Here is a 16,967-nt window from a genome sequence, read left to right on the forward strand (position 1 = left end):
CATCGCTTGGTATTGCAGGTCCAGTGATTTGCTTTGAATCCATAATCGACTCGATCTTTCAGGTCGGTGTATGGCGAGAGACACCGCGGTCAGTCCCCTCTCCCTCCGGGAGAGGGCTAGGGTGAGGGGCTCTTGATCTTGAAGCACAAAAAAAGCCGCAACCCCCAAAGGTTGCGGCTTTGTCGTTTCAGCCTGTCAGATCAGTGGGCAAACAGCGAATTGCCCTTCTGCCCCGCCAGTTTCTCCGGCTTGATCAGGAACTTGGCAAGCGCCGGCAGCAGCCACAGCGCGCCGAACATGTTCCACAGCAGCATGAAGGTCAGCATCAGGCCCATGTCGGCCTGGAACTTGATCGCCGAGAAGATCCAGGTGCACACGCCGATTGCCAGGCACAGACCGGTGAACAGCACCGCTTTACCGGTCGACTTCAGCGTCTGGTAATAGGCTTCCTGCAGCGGCAGCCCGGCACGCAGGAAACTCTCGAGGCGGCTGTAGATGTAGATGCCGTAGTCCACGCCGATCCCCACGCCCAACGCCACCACCGGCAGCGTCGCGACTTTCACGCCGATGCCCATGAACGCCATCAGCGCGTTGCCGAGTACCGAGGTCAGCACCAGCGGCAGGACGATGCACAGCGTCGCCGCCCACGAGCGGAAGGTGATCATGCACATCACCGCCACGCAGATGTACACCAGGATCAGGATGGTCAGCTCAGCCTGTTTGATGACTTCGTTGGTGGCCGCTTCGATCCCGGCGTTACCGGCAGCGAGGATGAATTCAAGACCGTCCTTATTGTTTTCCTTGGCGAACTCCTGCACCGCGTTGACCGCACGATCAAGGGTTTCGGCCTTGTGATCGTTGAGGAACACCAGTACCGGTGCCAGCGAGCAGCTGTTGTTGTACAGACCATCGGCGCGGGCGATCGAGTTGTTCAGCACGTCCGGGTTGCGCGACAGGGTTTCCCATTTCAGGTTGCCCTCGTTCATGCCCTTGATCATCTGCTTGGACACGGTCACCAGCGAGATCGCCGACTGCACGCCCTCGGTGTTCTGCATCTTCCACATCAGCTGATCGATCGGCGCCATGGCTTCGTAACGCGAGCAGCCTTCGGCTTTGGTCTTGACCATCACCACCAGCACGTCGGAGCTGGTCGAGTAGTTGCTGATGATGAAGTTGTTGTCCTTGTTGTAACGCGAGTCCGGACGCAGTTCCGGCGCGCCCTGGTCGAGGTCGCCGATCTTCAGGTTCTGGCTGTACCAGAGGCCGCCACCGAAGGCGATCAGCGCCAATGCGACCGAAATCGGTGCGACTTTCGGGCTGGCGAAGTTCGACAGCAGGCGCCAGAACGGGTGTTCACGGTTGGCGTCCTTCTTGCTCTTGGCAATCGCGCGCTTGCTGATGCCGACATAGGAAATCGCCACCGGCAGCAGGATCAGGTTGGTGAACACGATCACCGCAACGCCGATGGACGCGCCGATGGCCAGTTCACGGATCACCCCGATGTCGATGATCAGCAGGGTAATGAAGCCCACCGCATCGGCCAGAATCGCGATCATCCCCGGCAGGAACAACTGGCGGAAGGTGCGTCGTGCAGCGGTCAGGGCGTTATCGGCCTCGCTGGATTGCAGGGCGATACCGTTGATTTTCTGCACGCCGTGGGAGATGCCGATGGCGAAAATCAGGAACGGCACCAGCATCGAATACGGGTCGAGTCCGAAACCGAAGAAGTGCATCAACCCGAGCTGCCAGACCACCGCCACCAGCGTCGTGCTCAACACCGCGATGGTGCTGCGCAGGCAGTTGGTGAACCACAGCAGCAGAATCAGGGTGATGACGAAGGCGACCCCGAAGAACAGCACCACCATCACCAGACCGTCGATCAGGTCACCGACCTTCTTGGCGAAACCGACGATGTGGATCTTGATGTTGGGGTTCTGCGCTTCGAACTTGTTGCGGATCTTGTCTTCGAGCTCATGGGAGAACTGGCGATAGTCCAGCGCCAGCAACTTGCCCTGATCCTGCGGGTCCGGATAGGCCTCCAGCAGCGGGATGTCGACGATGCTCGACTTGAAATCGTTGGCCACCAGACGCCCGACCTGGCCGGACTTGAGCACATTGTTGCGCAGCAGATCGAGGCTGTCCTGCGAGCCGTTGTAGCTCTGCGGGATCACTTCACCGCCGGCGAAACCCTCTTCGGTCACTTCGGTCCAGCGTACGCTCGGGCTCCACAGCGATTTGAGGCCGGAACGATCGACGCCGGAAATGTAGAACACTTCGTCGTTGATCTGGCGCAGGGTCTCCATGTACTCCTTGGAGAAGATGTCGCCGTCGGTGGCTTCCACCGAAATACGCACGGTGTTGCCCAGGTTCGCCAGATCGTTGCGGTGCTCCATCATCTTTTCGATGAAGGGATGCTGCAGCGGGATCATTTTTTCAAAACTGGTCGACGGCCGGATCAGCGTGGCCTGCCAGAACAGGAAAATGCTCACCACCAGGCAGATCAGGATCACGGCCGGACGGTTGTTGAAGATCAGGCGCTCGAGAACCGTCGCCTTTTCCTGCTGAGGAGTGATCAAGGAAGTCATAGCCCCGCCTTCTTGTTATTGGTCTCGGCACCGTTTGGCTGGGTGATGTGCAAACCACCCTGCCCGGTCAGAATCAGGTTGCCGTTGCCGGCGGCGGTGACCGACGACAGCGAAATGCGATCCGGGCGGTTGAACACGCTGAAGGTTTCGCCGTTGTCGCTGCTGCTGATCACCGAGCCGCCGTTGCCGACGATGACGATCGAACCGTCTTCCAGCAGCGTGCCGCCGGACAGGCCGAACTCCAGCGCACCGCGGGCGGCTTTGAGTTCGACCTGCTCCCAGTTGCTGCCGAAATCAGTGGAGCGATAAAGGTTGCCGCGCAAGCCGTACGCCAGCAGGGTCTGCGGCTGCGCCGTGCCGATCACGCCGAACAGCGAACCTTCGTACGGGCCTTCAAGCTTTTCCCAGGTCTGGCCGTCATCGGCGGAGCGGAACATGCTGCCGGACTCGCCGACGATGAACAGCCCGGCGTCTTTCACGGCGGCGATGGCGTTGAGGTGGAACTGGTCTTCGTTGTCGAGGCGGTCGCTGACGTCTTCCCAGTGCTTGCCTCCGTCGGTGGTTTCCAGCAGCGTGCCGTAGGCGCCCACGGCAAAGCCGCTGCTGGCGTCCTTGAACCAGACGTCGAGCAGCGGCGATTCGCGTGCGAGGTCTTCGAATTGTTTGGTCCAGGTCAGACCGCCGTCTGCGCTGGCGAGAATCTGCGCGTCGTGGCCCACGGCCCAACCGTTTTTGTCGTCGACGAAATACACGGCGGTGAGCAGTTGCCGGGTTGGCACCTTGGCCTGGGTCCAGGTCTTGCCCTGGTCATCGGAATAGACGATGTGCCCGCGATCGCCGACCGCGACCAGACGCGCGCCAGCGTGGACGACATCAAGAATCAGGCTTTTTGCGGCCTTGGCCGATTCGGTGGCATAGACCACGTCAGCCGGGGCCTCGGCGGCAATCACAGGTGCCGATAACGTGGCGAAGCCCAGCAGCGAGAGTGCTGTGGCCAGCAACGCGGTGTTGCGTAACGCCGGCGGGCGGCAACGACTCATAGACCTTCCCCTATTTATTATTGTTGGGCCATCGGGCCTTCAAGGGCGCCGCAAGGGTGCTCAGCTACTGGCGTTTCAGAAGCATAGTCCTGAAACCCGCAATCCAGAGCCCCTTCGGAAGCTGGCTCATCCTATCGGGCTTTGCAAATGTCTGACAATCGGCGCCGCGTTATCTTTTGTTAACCGAAAGCGGCTCTCTGTAACCCATCATTTTCCCTGTGGGAGCGAGCTTGCTCGCGAAAGCGGTGGGTCAGCCAATAAACAGGGTGACTGATACACCGCGTTCGCGAGCAGGCTCGCTCCCACAGGGGTTGGCGGTAGCTTGGGAATTTGAATACATGACCATTCGCCGGGGTGATGAGGCAAATCTCATCAGAGGGACTTGCAGGATCGGTATTATGGTATACCATCAGACGCACAGACATTCTCAATCCTCCAACGGAGCAGCTCATGAGTTTCGAAATTCGCAAGATCGTCAGCTATGTCGAAGAAACCTTCATCGAAGGCGGCAAGGCTACTGACAAGCCGGTGACCATGGTCGGCCTCGCCGTGGTGATGAAGAACCCGTGGGTGGGCAATGGTTTTGTCGAAGACCTCAAGCCGCAGATCCGCGCCAACTGCTCCGACCTCGGCGCAATGATGGTCGAGCGTCTGGTCGGGATCATCGGCGGTGCCGAGAAGATCGAGGCCTACGGCAAAGCGGCGGTCGTCGGCGCTGATGGCGAAATCGAGCACGCGTCGGCGGTGATCCACACCCTGCGCTTCGGCAATCACTATCGCGAAGCGGTAAAAGCCAAGAGCTACCTGAGCTTCACCAACAAGCGCGGCGGCCCGGGCACGTCGATTCAGATCCCGATGATGCACAAGGACGACGAAGGCCTGCGTTCGCACTACATCACCCTGGAAATGCAGATCGAAGACGCGCCGCGTGCTGACGAAATCGTGGTCGTGCTGGGTTGCGCCGACGGTGGCCGCCTGCACCCGCGCATCGGCAACCGCTACATCGATCTGGAAGAACTGGCCGCCGAAAAAGCCCAGTAATCACAACAAGAAAGGCATTGCAGGAGCGCTCCATGATTCGGCTCACCGCTGAACTCACCCCGGCTGGCACCAGTTACCTGGCGACCGGCCAAGGCCAGCCCGTGGTCTTGATCCACGGCGTGGGCCTGAACAAAGAAATGTGGGGCGGACAGATTGTCGGCCTCGCCAGCCAGTATCAGGTGATCGCCTACGACATGCTCGGTCACGGCGCCAGCCCGCGCCCGGCCAGCGGCACCGACCTGCTCGGTTACGCCGATCAGTTGCTCGAGCTGCTCGATCACCTGAATCTGCCCCAGGCAGCGGTGATCGGTTTCTCCATGGGCGGCCTGGTCGCCCGGGCTTTTGCCCTGCACTATCCCGAGCGCCTGCAAAGCCTGGTGGTGCTGAACAGCGTGTTCAACCGCAGCGAAGAACAGCGGGCCGGCGTGATTGCTCGCACTGCGCAGGCTGCCGAACACGGCCCGGACGCCAATGCCGAGGCGGCGCTGTCACGCTGGTTCAGCCGTGAATATCAGGCAGCCAACCCGGCGCAGATCGCCGCGTTGCGCCAGACATTGGCCAACAATGATCCGCAGGGCTACCTGACCACCTACGAATTGTTCGCCACCCAGGACATGTATCGCGCCGACGACCTCAGCACCATTGAGGCGCCGACGCTGATCGCCACCGGCGAACTCGACCCCGGCTCGACGCCGGAAATGGCCGAGCAACTGGCCCGGCGCATCCCAGGTGCGAAGGTTGCCGTGCTGCCCGAGCAACGGCATATGATGCCGGTAGAGTCGCCGCGTCTGGTCAATCAGATGCTGCTGGAATTTCTCCAATTCGCACACTCCCGACAAAACCATATAAAGGGGATCGTTGCATGACACTCGCACGCTTCCAGATGTGCATCGGCGGAGACTGGGTCGACGCCCTCTCCGGCAAGACCTTCGAAAGCCTCAACCCGGCCTCCGCGCAAGCCTGGGCGGAACTGCCCGACGCCGATGAAGCGGACGTCGAACGCGCCGTGCAAGCAGCGCAAAATGCCTTCGACAGCCCGGCCTGGCGCGGCCTGACCGCCACTGCGCGGGGCAAATTGTTGCGCCGCCTCGGTGATCTGATCGCAGAAAACAAGGAACACCTGGCGCAGCTGGAAAGCCGCGACAACGGCAAGCTGATCCGCGAAACCCGTGGCCAGGTCAGCTATCTGCCGGAATTCTTCCACTACACCGCAGGCCTCGCTGACAAGCTTGAAGGCGGCACCCTGCCGTTGGACAAGCCTGACCTGTTTGCCTACACCGTGCATGAAGCCATGGGTGTGGTCGCCGCGATCATTCCATGGAACAGCCCGCTGTACCTGACCGCGATCAAACTGGCCCCGGCTCTCGCCGCCGGCAACACGATTGTGATCAAGCCGTCCGAGCACGCCTCGGCGACCATTCTCGAGCTGGCGCGTCTGGCCCTCGAAGCCGGGATTCCGCCGGGCGTGGTCAACGTCGTCACCGGTTACGGCCCGAGCACCGGCGCCGCCCTCACCCGCCATCCGCTGATCCGCAAGATCGCCTTCACCGGCGGCGCGGCCACGGCGCGGCATGTGGTGCGCAGCAGCGCCGAGAATTTCGCCAAGCTGTCGCTGGAGCTGGGCGGCAAGTCGCCGAATATCATCTTCGCCGACGCCGATCTCGACAGCGCGATCAACGGTGCGATTGCCGGCATCTACGCGGCGTCCGGGCAGAGTTGCGTGTCCGGTTCGCGTTTGCTGGTGCAGGACGAAATCTACGACGAGTTCGTCAATCGTCTGGTCGAGCGCGCCCAGCGCATCCGCATCGGCAACCCGCAGGAAGACCACAGTGAAATGGGCCCGATGGCCACCGCGCAGCAACTGGCGGTGGTCGAAGGTCTGGTCGCCGATGCGATCGCCGAAGGCGCGCGTTTGCGCACCGGTGGCAAGCGTCCGGCGGATCTCGGCGAAGGCTGGTTTTACGAGCCGACGCTGTTCGAGTGCGACCGCAATTCGATGAAGATCATGCAGGAAGAAGTCTTCGGCCCGGTCGCCTCGGTGATTCGTTTCAAAGACGAAGCCGAAGCGCTGGCGATCGCCAATGACTCACAGTTCGGCCTCGCCGCCGGCATCTGGACCCGCGACCTCGGTCGTGCCCATCGTCTGGCCCGCGATGTGCGCTCGGGGATTATCTGGGTCAACACTTACCGTGCGGTGTCGGCGATGGCGCCGATCGGCGGCTTCAAGAACAGTGGCTATGGACGCGAAAGCGGCATCGATTCGGTGCTGGCCTACACCGAACTGAAAACGGTGTGGATCAACCTCTCCCAGGCGCCAATGCCTGATCCGTTTGTGATGCGCTAGGAGTCCTGCGAAATGATCGAACCCGGCATTTACAAAGACGTCATGAGCTCGTTCCCGTCCGGCGTTACGGTGGTCACCACCCTCGACCCGGACGGCGGCATCGTCGGCATCACCGCCAGCGCGTTCAGCGCGCTGTCGATCGACCCGGCGCTGGTGCTGTTCTGCCCCAACTACGCGTCCGACACCTACCCGGTGCTGCGCGACAGCAAGAAATTCGCCATCCATTTGCTCTCCGCCGAGCAGACCGCCGAAGCCTACGCGTTCGCCGGCAAGGGCAAGGAAAAGGCCAAGGGCATTGAGTGGCATTTGAGCGATTTGGGCAACCCGATTCTGGCCAAGGCCACGGCGATCATCGAGTGCGAGTTGTGGCGTGAATACGACGGCGGCGATCACGCGATCATTGTCGGCGCAGTGAAGAACCTGATCCTGCCCGAGCAACCGGTGACGCCGATGATTTATCACAAGGGCAAGTTGGGTGCGTTGCCTGCCTTGACCTGATTGCCCCACCCAACTCCCACTGTGGAACGACCCATTGTGGTGAGGGGATTTATCCCCGACCGGCTGCGAAGCAGTCGTAAAACCATTGCGCGCGGAATATCTGGCAAATCGCCGTTGCAGGTATTGGGGGTGCTTCGCACCCCGTCGGGGATAAATCCCCTCACCACAGGGTTCATTCCAACAAGGGGATCTGTGTTGTGAGGAGGAATGATGAGTAACGATAAGTACGAAAAAGGGCTGCAGATCCGTACGCAGGTATTGGGCGAAGCCTATGTTCAGCGCTCGATCGAGAACGCCGACGACTTCACCCGTCCGCTGCAGGAAATGGTCACTGAATACTGCTGGGGCCATGTCTGGGGGCGTGAGGGTCTGTCGCTCAAGGAGCGCAGCATGATCAACCTGGCAATGATCTCGGCGCTCAACCGCCCGCATGAACTCAAGCTGCATGTGCGTGGCGCCTTGCGTAACGGCCTGAGTCGTGAGCAAATACGCGAAATTCTGCTTCAGGTCGGCATTTATTGCGGCGTTCCGGCGGCCGTGGACAGTTTCCGGCTGGCCCGTGAAGCCTTTGCCGAAGCCGACGCCGAGGCCTCCAGTTAACCCTCGGCTGTTTTGATGCCCGTCTGGCATGGACAGCCAAGCTCAAGAGCGGACCCCATGAAACGCCAGCCACTCGACGACAGCTTCAAGGTCAATCGCAACCCCGTTACCCTGCGCGAAATCGTGCTGGACAAACTGCGTAGCGCGATCATGAATTTCCAGCTCATGCCAGGCGATCGTCTGGTCGAACGCGATCTGTGTGATCGCCTCGGTGTCAGCCGCACTTCGGTGCGCGAAGCCTTGCGTCACCTCGAATCCGAAGGTCTCGTCGAATTCGCCGATGCCAAAGGCCCGCGCGTAGCCATCATCACCCTCGACGACGCCGTCGATATCTACGAACTGCGTTGTGTGCTCGAAGGCCTGATCGTCCAGCTGTTCACCCTGCGCGCCAAAGCCAAGGACATCAAAGCCCTGGAAAAAGCCCTCGATGACAACCGCAAGGCGCTCAAGGACGGCGAGCTGCAACAGGTCATCGACTCGGTGCAGGGCTTCTACGACGTGCTGCTCGAAGGCTCGGGCAACCATGTCGCCGCCACCCAATTGCGTCAGTTGCAGGCACGCATCAGCTATCTGCGCGCGACCTCGGTGTCCCAGGAAAACCGGCGCGGCGCAAGTAATCACGAGATGGAAAAAATGGTCGAGGCGATCAAGAGCGGCGATCCGCTGGCGGCGCATCAGGCCTGTGTCGATCACGTCCGCGCGGCGGCTGCCGTGGCCCTCGACTACCTCAAGCGCAAGCAGGAAGAAACCGGCGTCGCCGTCAAAGGCACCCCGGCGATCACCCTGCCGATCGCGCTGAAAGAACCCCGCATAGGTCAATGACATGTTCAGCCCGAGCTTTTGCCCGAAATGCGGTGGCCCTGACCTCGGTCAGCAGACGCCGCCGGGTGATACGCACGAGCGCCTGATGTGCCGCGGCTGCGGCTATATCCACTACGTCAATCCGAAGATCATTGCCGGCTGCATCATCGAGCAGGACGGCAAATACCTCTTGTGCCAACGGGCGATTCCCCCGCGCCCCGGCACCTGGACCCTGCCGGCCGGTTTCATGGAAAGCGGTGAGACCACCGAACAGGCGGCGCTGCGCGAAGTCTGGGAAGAAAGCGGCGTGCGTGCGGAAATCGTCTCGCCGTATTCGATCTTCAGCGTGCCGAAGATCAGCGAGGTGTACATCATCTTCCGCGCCATCGCCCTGGAGATCACAGGGCAGTACGGGCCGGAAACCATGGATTACAAGTTCTTCGCCCCTGAAGAGATTCCGTGGGAGCAGATCTACTACCCGGCGATCCGGCAGATTCTCGAGCGCTATATCGAAGAGCGCCAAGCTGGGGTTTACGGGATCTACATGGGCAATGATGACAGCGGCAAAATTCACTTCATGCGCTGAGTTCTGATCGTTCCCACGCTCCGCGTGGGAATGCCTCCACGGACGCTCCGCGTTCGGCTCTGGATGGGACGCAGAGCGTCCCGGGCTGCATTCCCACGCGGAGCGTGGGAACGATCATGCGGCTTAGATCGGGGCAAAGGCCTCAACGATAATGATCTCCGCCCTCGCCCAGTCCTCGCGATAACTTTTCGCCTCCTGATACGCCGGCGAGCGGTAGCACGCCACGGCTGTTTCGTAGTTTTCAAACTCGATGATCACCGTGCGCTGTGGCGTCTGCCGTCCTTCCATCGCTTCGCTGCGCCCGCCTCTGGCCAGAAACTTGCCGCCGAATGCGGCAATCGCCTGCGGGGTGCGCTGGGTGTATTGGCTGTAGTGCTCGGTATCGGCTATATCCACATGTGCAATCCAGTACGCCTTCATAGTGACCTCTTTGTTGATTTTGTATTATGGTATACCAATATATTTCCAACGAACCCTGAGAGTCCAGCATGGCCTTCAACAGCATCGAAGAAATCATCGAAGATTATCGCCTCGGCAAAATGGTCCTGCTGGTCGATGACGAAGACCGCGAGAACGAAGGCGACCTGCTGCTGGCCGCTGATCGTTGCACACCGGAGGCTATCAGCTTCATGGCCCGCGAGGCACGCGGGCTGATCTGCCTGACCCTGACCGACGAACATTGTCAGCGCTTGGGCCTGGAGCAAATGGTACCCGCCAATGGCAGCGTGTTCAGCACTGCATTTACCGTGTCGATCGAAGCGGCGGTCGGCGTGACTACCGGCATTTCCGCCGCAGATCGCGCCTGCACAGTCGCCGCCGCCGTCGCGCCGAATGCCCGCGCCGAAGACCTGGTGCAGCCCGGCCACATCTTCCCGCTGCGCGCCAAGGAAGGTGGCGTGCTGACCCGTGCCGGGCACACCGAGGCCGGTTGCGATCTGGCGCGTCTGGCCGGTTTCACCCCGGCCTCGGTGATTGTCGAAGTCATGAACGACGACGGCACCATGGCGCGCCGTCCGGATCTGGAGCAGTTCGCGCGCAAGCACGGGATCAAGATCGGCACGATTGCCGACCTGATCCACTATCGCCTGAGTACCGAGCACACCATCGAACGCATCGGCGAACGTGAACTGCCGACGGTGCATGGCACCTTCCGTTTGATCACCTTCGAGGATCGCATCGAAGGCGGTGTGCACATGGCGATGGTCATGGGCGACCTGCGCCGTGAAGAGCCGACGCTGGTGCGCGTGCATGTGATCGATCCGCTGCGCGACCTGGTCGGCGCCGAGTACAGCGGGCCAACGAACTGGACGCTGTGGGCGGCGCTGCAACGGGTCGCGGCGGAAGGCCATGGGGTTGTGGTGGTGCTGGCCAATCATGAATCGTCGCAGGCGTTGCTCGAGCGCGTGCCGCAGTTGACCCAGCCGCCACGGCAGTTCAGCCGTTCGCAGTCGCGGATCTATTCCGAGGTCGGGACTGGGGCGCAGATTCTGCAGAATCTGGGGGTTGGCAAGCTGCGCCACCTTGGCCCACCGCTGAAGTACGCGGGATTGACCGGGTATGACCTTGAGGTGGTTGAGAGCATTCCGTTTACCGAATAACCCTGTTATCGATACTCCCCTGTGGCGAGGGGATTTATCCCCGTCGGGCTGCGAAGCGGCCCCGATTCCTGCCAACGCGATCCGCCAGAAATATCGCATGTCCCGCTTTCAGGGCTGCTCCGCAGCCCAACGGGGATAAATCCCCTCGCCACAGTTTCATTCGCTACACATTTGGATGAAGACCGGAAAGACAGATCCGCCAGATAACCGGTAAGGCAAAGTGCTTGCACAAAGTTTGGAATACCATAATATGATATTCCATAGACCGGACGAACCAAAAAACCGTCCAGCTACTGCTCCCGACAGGCGGGCAACAACGCAAGGCCCGCTCAAAAACACAACAATGAGGGCGTGAACATGGTGTTGAACAAAGCTGCAACCGCGATCTTTTTCGCGGGACTGCTCAGCGTTACCGGCCAAGCTGCAATGGCTGCCGAAAGCGTGAATTTTGTCAGCTGGGGCGGTAGCACCCAGGATGCGCAGAAACAAGCCTGGGCCGATCCGTTCAGCAAGGCCAGCGGCATCACCGTCGTTCAGGACGGTCCCACCGACTACGGCAAACTCAAGGCCATGGTCGAAAGCGGCAACGTGCAGTGGGACGTGGTCGATGTTGAAGCCGATTTCGCCTTGCGCGCCGCTGCCGAAGGCCTGCTCGAACCCCTCGACTTCAAAGTGATCCAGCGCGACAGGATCGACCCGCGCTTCGTCAGCGATCACGGCGTCGGCTCGTTCTTCTTCTCCTTTGTCCTCGGCTACAACGAGGGCAAGCTCGGCGCCAACAAGCCGCAGGACTGGAGCGCGCTGTTCGACACCAAGACCTACCCAGGCAAACGCGCCCTGTACAAATGGCCAAGCCCCGGCGTGCTCGAACTGGCGCTGCTGGCCGATGGCGTACCTGCCGACAAGCTCTACCCGCTGGATCTGGATCGCGCCTTCAAGAAACTCGACACCATCAAGAAAGACATCGTCTGGTGGGGCGGCGGCGCGCAGTCGCAGCAACTGCTCGCGTCCGGCGAAGCGAGCATGGGCCAGTTCTGGAATGGCCGTGTGCACGCCTTGCAGGAAGACGGCGCACCGGTCGGCGTGAGCTGGAAACAGAACCTGGTCATGGCCGACATTCTGGTCATCCCCAAAGGCTCGAAAAACAAAGATGCGGCGATGAAGTTCCTCGCCAATGCCAGCAGCGCCAAAGGCCAGGCCGACTTCTCCAACCTGACCGCCTACGCGCCGGTCAACCTCGACAGTGTGGAGCGTCTGGATTCGACGCTGGCCCCCAACCTGCCGACGGCTTACGCCAAGGATCAGATCACCCTTGATTTCGCTTACTGGGCCAAGAACGGTCCGGCTATCGCGACACGGTGGAACGAATGGCTGGTCAAATGAAAATCGCGGCCACTGCGCCCCGTTCTTCCACTGCCACCGGGAGCGCCGCCGGCGCTGCCGGTTCGGCTTTCAAGCAACGCTGGCGCGGCGCCGGCAACCTCGTCCCGGCGCTGCTGTTCCTCGGCCTGTTCTTTCTGGCGCCGTTGATTGGCCTGCTGCTGCGCGGTGTGCTCGAACCTGTGCCGGGTCTCGGCAACTACGAACAACTGTTCGCCAACTCGGCCTATGCGCGAGTGCTGCTCAACACCTTTTCGGTGGCCGGGCTGGTGACGCTGTTCAGCCTGCTGCTGGGCTTTCCGCTGGCCTGGGCGATCACTTTGGTGCCGCGCGGCTGGGGGCGCTGGATCCTCAATATCGTGTTGCTGTCGATGTGGACCAGCCTGCTCGCCCGCACCTATTCGTGGCTGGTGTTGCTGCAAGCCTCGGGCGTGATCAACAAGGCGCTGATGGCGCTGGGCATCATCGATCAACCGCTGGAGATGGTGCACAACCTCACGGGCGTGGTGATCGGCATGAGCTACATCATGATCCCGTTCATCGTGCTGCCGTTGCAGGCGACCATGCAGGCCATCGACCCGATGATCCTGCAGGCCGGCTCGATCTGCGGTGCCAGTCCGTGGACCAACTTCTTCCGGGTGTTCCTGCCGCTGTGCCGGCCGGGTCTGGCGTCCGGCGGTTTGATGGTGTTCGTGATGTCGCTCGGTTACTACGTCACCCCCGCTTTGCTGGGCGGGGCGCAGAACATGATGCTGCCGGAGTTCATCATTCAGCAGGTGCAATCGTTCCTCAACTGGGGCCTGGCCAGTGCCGGCGCCGCGTTGTTGATCGCAATCACCCTGGTGCTGTTCTACTTCTACCTGAAGCTTCAACCGGAATCCCCGGTTGGCGCCAGTAACGCGAGGTAAGCCGACATGCTCCTGACCCCTAATGCCATGAGCCGGCGCATGCGTTTCGGCCTCTACGCTACGACTGGGCTGATCGGTCTGTTCCTGCTGTTGCCGATCGTGTTCATCGTCCTGCTGTCGTTCGGCTCCTCGCAGTGGCTGGTGTTCCCGCCACCGGGCTGGACGCTGAAATGGTACGGCCAGTTCTTCTCCAATCCCGACTGGATGAACGCCGCTGCCGCCAGCCTCAAGGTCGCCGTGCTGACTACGATCTGCGCCGTGGCCCTCGGTCTGCCGACCGCGTTTGCGCTGGTGCGCGGGCGCTTTCCCGGCCGCGAGATGCTCTACGGCCTGTTCACCCTGCCGATGATCGTGCCGCTGGTGATCATCGCCGTGGCGGTGTACGCGCTGTTTCTCAAGCTCGGCTACACCGGGACCATGTTCGCTTTCGTCGTCAGCCACGTGATCGTCGCGCTGCCGTTCACCATCATCTCGATCATCAACTCGCTGAAGCTGTTCGATCAGTCGATTGAAGACGCGGCGGTGATCTGCGGTGCCTCGCGCCTGCAAGCGGTGTTCAAGGTGACGTTTCCGGCGATCCGCCCGGGCATGGTCGCCGGCGCCCTCTTCGCCTTCCTCGTTTCATGGGACGAAGTGGTGCTCAGCGTGATGATGGCAAGCCCTACTCTGCAAACCCTTCCCGTGAAAATGTGGACCACCCTGCGCCAGGACCTGACGCCAGTGATCGCCGTCGCTTCGACGCTGCTGATCGGCCTGTCGGTATTGGTCATGGTGATCGCCGCCGCCCTGCGCCGGCGCAACGAAATCAGCGCCTGAGCGCCCAGGAGTACGACATGAGTGCCGTGATCAAAGACGCATCCCAGCAGAACGACAAACCCCTGGTCAGCCTGCGCAACCTGAACAAGCACTACGGGGATTTCGCTGCCGTGGACAATATCTCGCTGGACATCAAGGACGGCGAATTCCTGACTTTTCTCGGCTCCAGCGGCTCGGGCAAAAGCACCACGCTGTCGATGCTCGCCGGGTTTGAAACACCGAGCAGCGGCGAGATCCTCGTCAACGGCCAGTCGCTGGTCAATGTGCCGCCGCACAAGCGCGACATCGGCATGGTCTTCCAGCGCTACTCGCTGTTCCCGCATCTGTCGGTGCGCGACAACATCGCCTTCCCTTTGGCGATTCGCAAACTGGCGACAGCCGAGCGCGAAAAACGTGTCGATGCGATGTTGAAACTGGTGCAGCTTGAGCAGTTCGCCCATCGCCGGCCTTCGCAACTGTCCGGCGGTCAGCAACAACGTGTCGCCATCGCCAGGGCGCTGGTTTACGAGCCACGCATCCTGCTGATGGACGAACCGCTGGGCGCGCTGGACAAGAAGCTGCGCGAGGACTTGCAGGATGAACTGCGCCAGCTGCACCGGCGCCTGGGCATCACCATCGTTTACGTGACCCACGACCAGGAAGAAGCCATGCGTCTGTCGCAACGCATCGCGATTTTCAGCCACGGCAAAATCGTCGGTCTGGGCAGTGGTTATGACCTTTACCAGAATCCACCGAATGCGTTTGTCGCGTCGTTTCTGGGCAATTCGAACTTCCTCAAGCTCAAGGCGCAGAGCAATGCAGCGGCGAGTTTCGAGGGACAGTCATTGTCGATTCGGCTGACAGCGGGATTGCATACCGATCAGGATGTGCTGCTGATGGTGCGTCCGGAAAAGGCCTTGGCGCTGAGCGTGCAACAAGCGCTGGATGAGCCGCTGGCGGCAGGCTGGAATGAGGTGTCGGCGAATGTTGTGGAGGTGCTGTTTCTCGGTGAAAGCCAGACGTGCAGCGTGGTGACTGCGGGCGGGACTTCAATGACGGTGAAAGCGCTGTCGGCCGCGGGCATGCCACTCAAGGCCGGCGATCCGGTCCGGGTGCGCTGGGCGACGGCGGATGCTTGTGTTTATACCGAGTGGACCGAGAGCGATTTGAACAAGGCTGCCGGTGCTCACTGATTGCGCTGAGTCAGTTGGATCTACCCCCTCACCCCAGCCCTCTCCCCCACGGGGGGCGAGGGGGAAAGGGAGCCGATCTTCATGCTGTGCAAAATGTAAGTTCGACTCGGTATCGCACGTCGGCGTATCTCGCAACAACACCTCGGTCAGTCCCCTCTCCCATTGGGAGAGGGCTAGGGTGAGGGCAAGCAGGCGACGCGGTATTAGCCAATGGCCCGGTACCCTTCAATCTCATCCGGCCACGCCGTCAGCACTTCAAACCCGCTTTCCGTCACCGCGACCATATGCTCCCACTGCGCCGACAACGAGCCATCCTTGGTCAGCACCGTCCAGCCATCCGGCATGTTCTTCACATGGCGTTTGCCGGCATTGAGCATCGGTTCCACGGTGAAAATCATTCCGGCCTTGAGCTTCAGCCCTTGGTTGGGAAAGCCGTAATGCAGTATCTGCGGTTCATCGTGATAGACCTTGCCGATGCCATGGCCGCAATACTCGCGCACCACGCTGAAGCCCTCCGCCTCCGCCAGGCTCTGGATCGCATGACCGATATCGCCCAGCGTTGCGCCCGGTTTCACTGCGCGAATGCCCGCGCACATCGCGTCGTACGTAGTCTTGATCAGGTGCTGCGCCTCGGGGCTCGCCTCACCCACGACGTACATGCGGCTGGTATCACCGAACCAGCCATCCTTGATCACGGCGATATCGAGGTTGACGATGTCGCCGTCCTTCAATGGCGTACCCGATGGAATCCCGTGACACACCACGTCGTTGACCGACGCGCAGACGGTTTTCGGAAAGCCGTGATAACCGACGTTGGCCGGCACGGCTTTCTGCACATTGACGATGTAGTCGTTGCACAACCGGTCCAGCTCATCGGTGGTCACCCCGGCCTTCACATGCGGCACCAGCATCGCCAGTACTTCGGCGGCGAGTTTGCCGGCAGCGCGGGATTTTTCGATGTCGGCCGGGGTGTTGATCTTGATCTGGTTTCTCATGCGCTGACGGCTTCCTGAGTCAGTTGTTGCAGATCCAGTCCGCCGTTCTGTTCGGCGCGGATCAGCAGGCGGCAAATGGCGCTGTGGTCGAGGTTGGGATGCAGCTCGGCGAGCATGCCGATGCGCATCCAGTGCTCGGCCTGCGCGTTGATCGAGCGGCTGAGGGCGTTGCTGGAGATGCGCAGGTTCTCGTGCATGTCCTCTGAAATCTTTACGATGCCCATATATGAATCCGATACGATGTGTATATGGATCGTATATTAGCCAGGGCATATGACAGATTGCAATGCCGACGACAAAATCGACGCTGTCACAGATTCGCCTCCCCCTCCACCGCGCAAATCGACTACCATGCCGCCGCCGGTTTCCACACGGAATTAATAGGGAATCCGAAATGCTTGCACAGCATCGATCGGAACTGCCCCCGCAACTGTAGGTGCCGAGCCTGCTCCTCGACTGCCACTGGGTGAATCCCGGGAAGGCCGGAGCGTGGCGATGACGCATCAGTCAGGAGACCTGCCGGCACAGTGACTGACTAACCGGCGGGGTGTCCGGGAAGGACATCGTGCCGTGCGCATTTTCCCTGTGCCGGCCTTGCGCAGT

The 16,967-nt window shown here is 61.0% G+C and carries 17 protein-coding genes and 1 riboswitch; of the genes, 12 read left to right on the forward strand and 5 right to left on the reverse strand.

From position 1 onward, the window contains the following. Positions 1-200: 200 nt before the first annotated feature. Complete coding sequence (locus HU724_RS16495) at positions 201-2,585, reverse strand: efflux RND transporter permease subunit (RefSeq protein ID WP_024013186.1); 2,385 nt, start codon at positions 2,583-2,585, stop codon at positions 201-203. Beyond that, positions 2,582-3,625 carry a WD40/YVTN/BNR-like repeat-containing protein gene (locus HU724_RS16500; protein WP_016775010.1) on the reverse strand — a complete coding sequence of 348 codons (1,044 nt, stop codon included), beginning with the start codon at positions 3,623-3,625 and terminating at the stop codon, positions 2,582-2,584. The genes HU724_RS16495 and HU724_RS16500 overlap by 4 nt, the downstream gene beginning before the upstream one ends. 450 nt (positions 3,626-4,075) lie before the next feature. Here HU724_RS16500 and HU724_RS16505 point away from each other — a divergent pair, with 450 nt between their 5' ends. The 7 genes from HU724_RS16505 to HU724_RS16535 all read left to right on the forward strand — a co-directional run bounded on the left by HU724_RS16505 (position 4,076) and on the right by HU724_RS16535 (position 9,495). Further along, positions 4,076-4,666: an amino acid synthesis family protein gene (locus HU724_RS16505; protein WP_007968626.1), complete on the forward strand. Its 591-nt coding sequence runs from the start codon at positions 4,076-4,078 to the stop codon at positions 4,664-4,666. 32 nt (positions 4,667-4,698) lie between these two features. Then, positions 4,699-5,532 carry an alpha/beta fold hydrolase gene (locus tag HU724_RS16510; RefSeq protein WP_101155075.1) on the forward strand — a complete coding sequence of 278 codons (834 nt, stop codon included), beginning with the start codon at positions 4,699-4,701 and terminating at the stop codon, positions 5,530-5,532. Further along, positions 5,529-7,010, forward strand: a complete 1,482-nt coding sequence (locus tag HU724_RS16515) for an aldehyde dehydrogenase (RefSeq protein ID WP_071172701.1) — start codon at positions 5,529-5,531, stop codon at positions 7,008-7,010. Before HU724_RS16510 ends, HU724_RS16515 begins: the two co-directional genes overlap by 4 nt. Before the next feature lie 12 nt (positions 7,011-7,022). Beyond that, positions 7,023-7,508 carry a flavin reductase family protein gene (locus HU724_RS16520; protein WP_016775013.1) on the forward strand — a complete coding sequence of 162 codons (486 nt, stop codon included), beginning with the start codon at positions 7,023-7,025 and terminating at the stop codon, positions 7,506-7,508. A gap of 210 nt (positions 7,509-7,718) precedes the next feature. Further along, entirely contained in the window at positions 7,719-8,108 is a 390-nt protein-coding gene (locus HU724_RS16525; RefSeq protein WP_186569574.1) for a carboxymuconolactone decarboxylase family protein, read from the forward strand. A gap of 57 nt (positions 8,109-8,165) precedes the next feature. Next, the gene (locus HU724_RS16530; protein WP_016775014.1) at positions 8,166-8,930 is read left to right on the forward strand and encodes a GntR family transcriptional regulator; all 765 of its coding nucleotides are present in this window, start codon (positions 8,166-8,168) and stop codon (positions 8,928-8,930) included. Between the two features lies 1 nt (position 8,931). Next, positions 8,932-9,495, forward strand: coding sequence for an NUDIX hydrolase (locus HU724_RS16535; protein WP_024013191.1), 564 nt, complete (start codon positions 8,932-8,934; stop codon positions 9,493-9,495). Between the two features lie 123 nt (positions 9,496-9,618). Here the strand turns inward: HU724_RS16535 and HU724_RS16540 are convergent, their stop codons facing one another. After that, a complete protein-coding gene (locus HU724_RS16540) occupies positions 9,619-9,915 on the reverse strand; it encodes a DUF1330 domain-containing protein (protein ID WP_186569575.1) in 297 nt (98 codons plus the stop codon). A 68-nt stretch (positions 9,916-9,983) separates the two neighbouring features. Between HU724_RS16540 and ribBA the strand changes: the two genes are divergently transcribed. The 5 genes from ribBA (at position 9,984) to HU724_RS16565 (ending at position 15,369) form a co-directional block, all read left to right on the forward strand. Continuing rightward, the gene (gene ribBA / locus HU724_RS16545; RefSeq protein WP_016775017.1) at positions 9,984-11,093 is read left to right on the forward strand and encodes a bifunctional 3,4-dihydroxy-2-butanone-4-phosphate synthase/GTP cyclohydrolase II; all 1,110 of its coding nucleotides are present in this window, start codon (positions 9,984-9,986) and stop codon (positions 11,091-11,093) included. Positions 11,094-11,450: 357 nt separating this feature from the next. Then, complete coding sequence (locus tag HU724_RS16550) at positions 11,451-12,476, forward strand: ABC transporter substrate-binding protein (RefSeq protein ID WP_186569576.1); 1,026 nt, start codon at positions 11,451-11,453, stop codon at positions 12,474-12,476. Continuing rightward, positions 12,473-13,381: an ABC transporter permease gene (locus HU724_RS16555; protein ID WP_130927333.1), complete on the forward strand. Its 909-nt coding sequence runs from the start codon at positions 12,473-12,475 to the stop codon at positions 13,379-13,381. Before HU724_RS16550 ends, HU724_RS16555 begins: the two co-directional genes overlap by 4 nt. 6 nt (positions 13,382-13,387) lie before the next feature. After that, positions 13,388-14,197 (forward strand): ABC transporter permease, encoded by an 810-nt coding sequence (locus HU724_RS16560; protein WP_007918021.1) that lies wholly within the window; start codon positions 13,388-13,390, stop codon positions 14,195-14,197. A 17-nt stretch (positions 14,198-14,214) separates the two neighbouring features. Continuing rightward, a complete protein-coding gene (locus HU724_RS16565; protein WP_186569577.1) occupies positions 14,215-15,369 on the forward strand; it encodes an ABC transporter ATP-binding protein in 1,155 nt (384 codons plus the stop codon). A gap of 203 nt (positions 15,370-15,572) precedes the next feature. On the opposite strand, the gene map is transcribed toward HU724_RS16565, so the two are convergent. Together map and HU724_RS16575 are read right to left on the reverse strand one after the other, a co-directional pair. Then, entirely contained in the window at positions 15,573-16,364 is a 792-nt protein-coding gene (gene map, locus HU724_RS16570) for a type I methionyl aminopeptidase (protein WP_024013195.1), read from the reverse strand. Continuing rightward, positions 16,361-16,588, reverse strand: a complete 228-nt coding sequence (locus tag HU724_RS16575) for a ParD-like family protein (RefSeq protein ID WP_007918027.1) — start codon at positions 16,586-16,588, stop codon at positions 16,361-16,363. Before HU724_RS16575 ends, map begins: the two co-directional genes overlap by 4 nt. A gap of 120 nt (positions 16,589-16,708) precedes the next feature. After that, a riboswitch (cobalamin riboswitch) is annotated at positions 16,709-16,902 on the forward strand. Positions 16,903-16,967 lie beyond the last annotated feature (65 nt).

The sequence above is a fragment of the Pseudomonas iranensis genome (assembly GCF_014268585.2).
In the GTDB taxonomy this organism is placed as follows: Bacteria; Pseudomonadota; Gammaproteobacteria; order Pseudomonadales; family Pseudomonadaceae; genus Aquipseudomonas; species Aquipseudomonas iranensis.

Bases quoted from the DNA above. Each gene is read 5' to 3' on its own strand.
- HU724_RS16495 (WP_024013186.1), bottom strand. From the start codon at position 2,585: ATGACTTCCTTGATCACTCCTCAGCAGGAAAAGGCGACGGTTCTCGAG.
- HU724_RS16500 (WP_016775010.1), bottom strand. From the start codon at position 3,625: ATGAGTCGTTGCCGCCCGCCGGCGTTACGCAACACCGCGTTGCTGGCC.
- HU724_RS16505 (WP_007968626.1), top strand. From the start codon at position 4,076: ATGAGTTTCGAAATTCGCAAGATCGTCAGCTATGTCGAAGAAACCTTC.
- HU724_RS16510 (WP_101155075.1), top strand. From the start codon at position 4,699: ATGATTCGGCTCACCGCTGAACTCACCCCGGCTGGCACCAGTTACCTG.
- HU724_RS16515 (WP_071172701.1), top strand. From the start codon at position 5,529: ATGACACTCGCACGCTTCCAGATGTGCATCGGCGGAGACTGGGTCGAC.
- HU724_RS16520 (WP_016775013.1), top strand. From the start codon at position 7,023: ATGATCGAACCCGGCATTTACAAAGACGTCATGAGCTCGTTCCCGTCC.
- HU724_RS16525 (WP_186569574.1), top strand. From the start codon at position 7,719: ATGAGTAACGATAAGTACGAAAAAGGGCTGCAGATCCGTACGCAGGTA.
- HU724_RS16530 (WP_016775014.1), top strand. From the start codon at position 8,166: ATGAAACGCCAGCCACTCGACGACAGCTTCAAGGTCAATCGCAACCCC.
- HU724_RS16535 (WP_024013191.1), top strand. From the start codon at position 8,932: ATGTTCAGCCCGAGCTTTTGCCCGAAATGCGGTGGCCCTGACCTCGGT.
- HU724_RS16540 (WP_186569575.1), bottom strand. From the start codon at position 9,915: ATGAAGGCGTACTGGATTGCACATGTGGATATAGCCGATACCGAGCAC.
- ribBA (WP_016775017.1), top strand. From the start codon at position 9,984: ATGGCCTTCAACAGCATCGAAGAAATCATCGAAGATTATCGCCTCGGC.
- HU724_RS16550 (WP_186569576.1), top strand. From the start codon at position 11,451: ATGGTGTTGAACAAAGCTGCAACCGCGATCTTTTTCGCGGGACTGCTC.
- HU724_RS16555 (WP_130927333.1), top strand. From the start codon at position 12,473: ATGAAAATCGCGGCCACTGCGCCCCGTTCTTCCACTGCCACCGGGAGC.
- HU724_RS16560 (WP_007918021.1), top strand. From the start codon at position 13,388: ATGCTCCTGACCCCTAATGCCATGAGCCGGCGCATGCGTTTCGGCCTC.
- HU724_RS16565 (WP_186569577.1), top strand. From the start codon at position 14,215: ATGAGTGCCGTGATCAAAGACGCATCCCAGCAGAACGACAAACCCCTG.
- map (WP_024013195.1), bottom strand. From the start codon at position 16,364: ATGAGAAACCAGATCAAGATCAACACCCCGGCCGACATCGAAAAATCC.
- HU724_RS16575 (WP_007918027.1), bottom strand. From the start codon at position 16,588: ATGGGCATCGTAAAGATTTCAGAGGACATGCACGAGAACCTGCGCATC.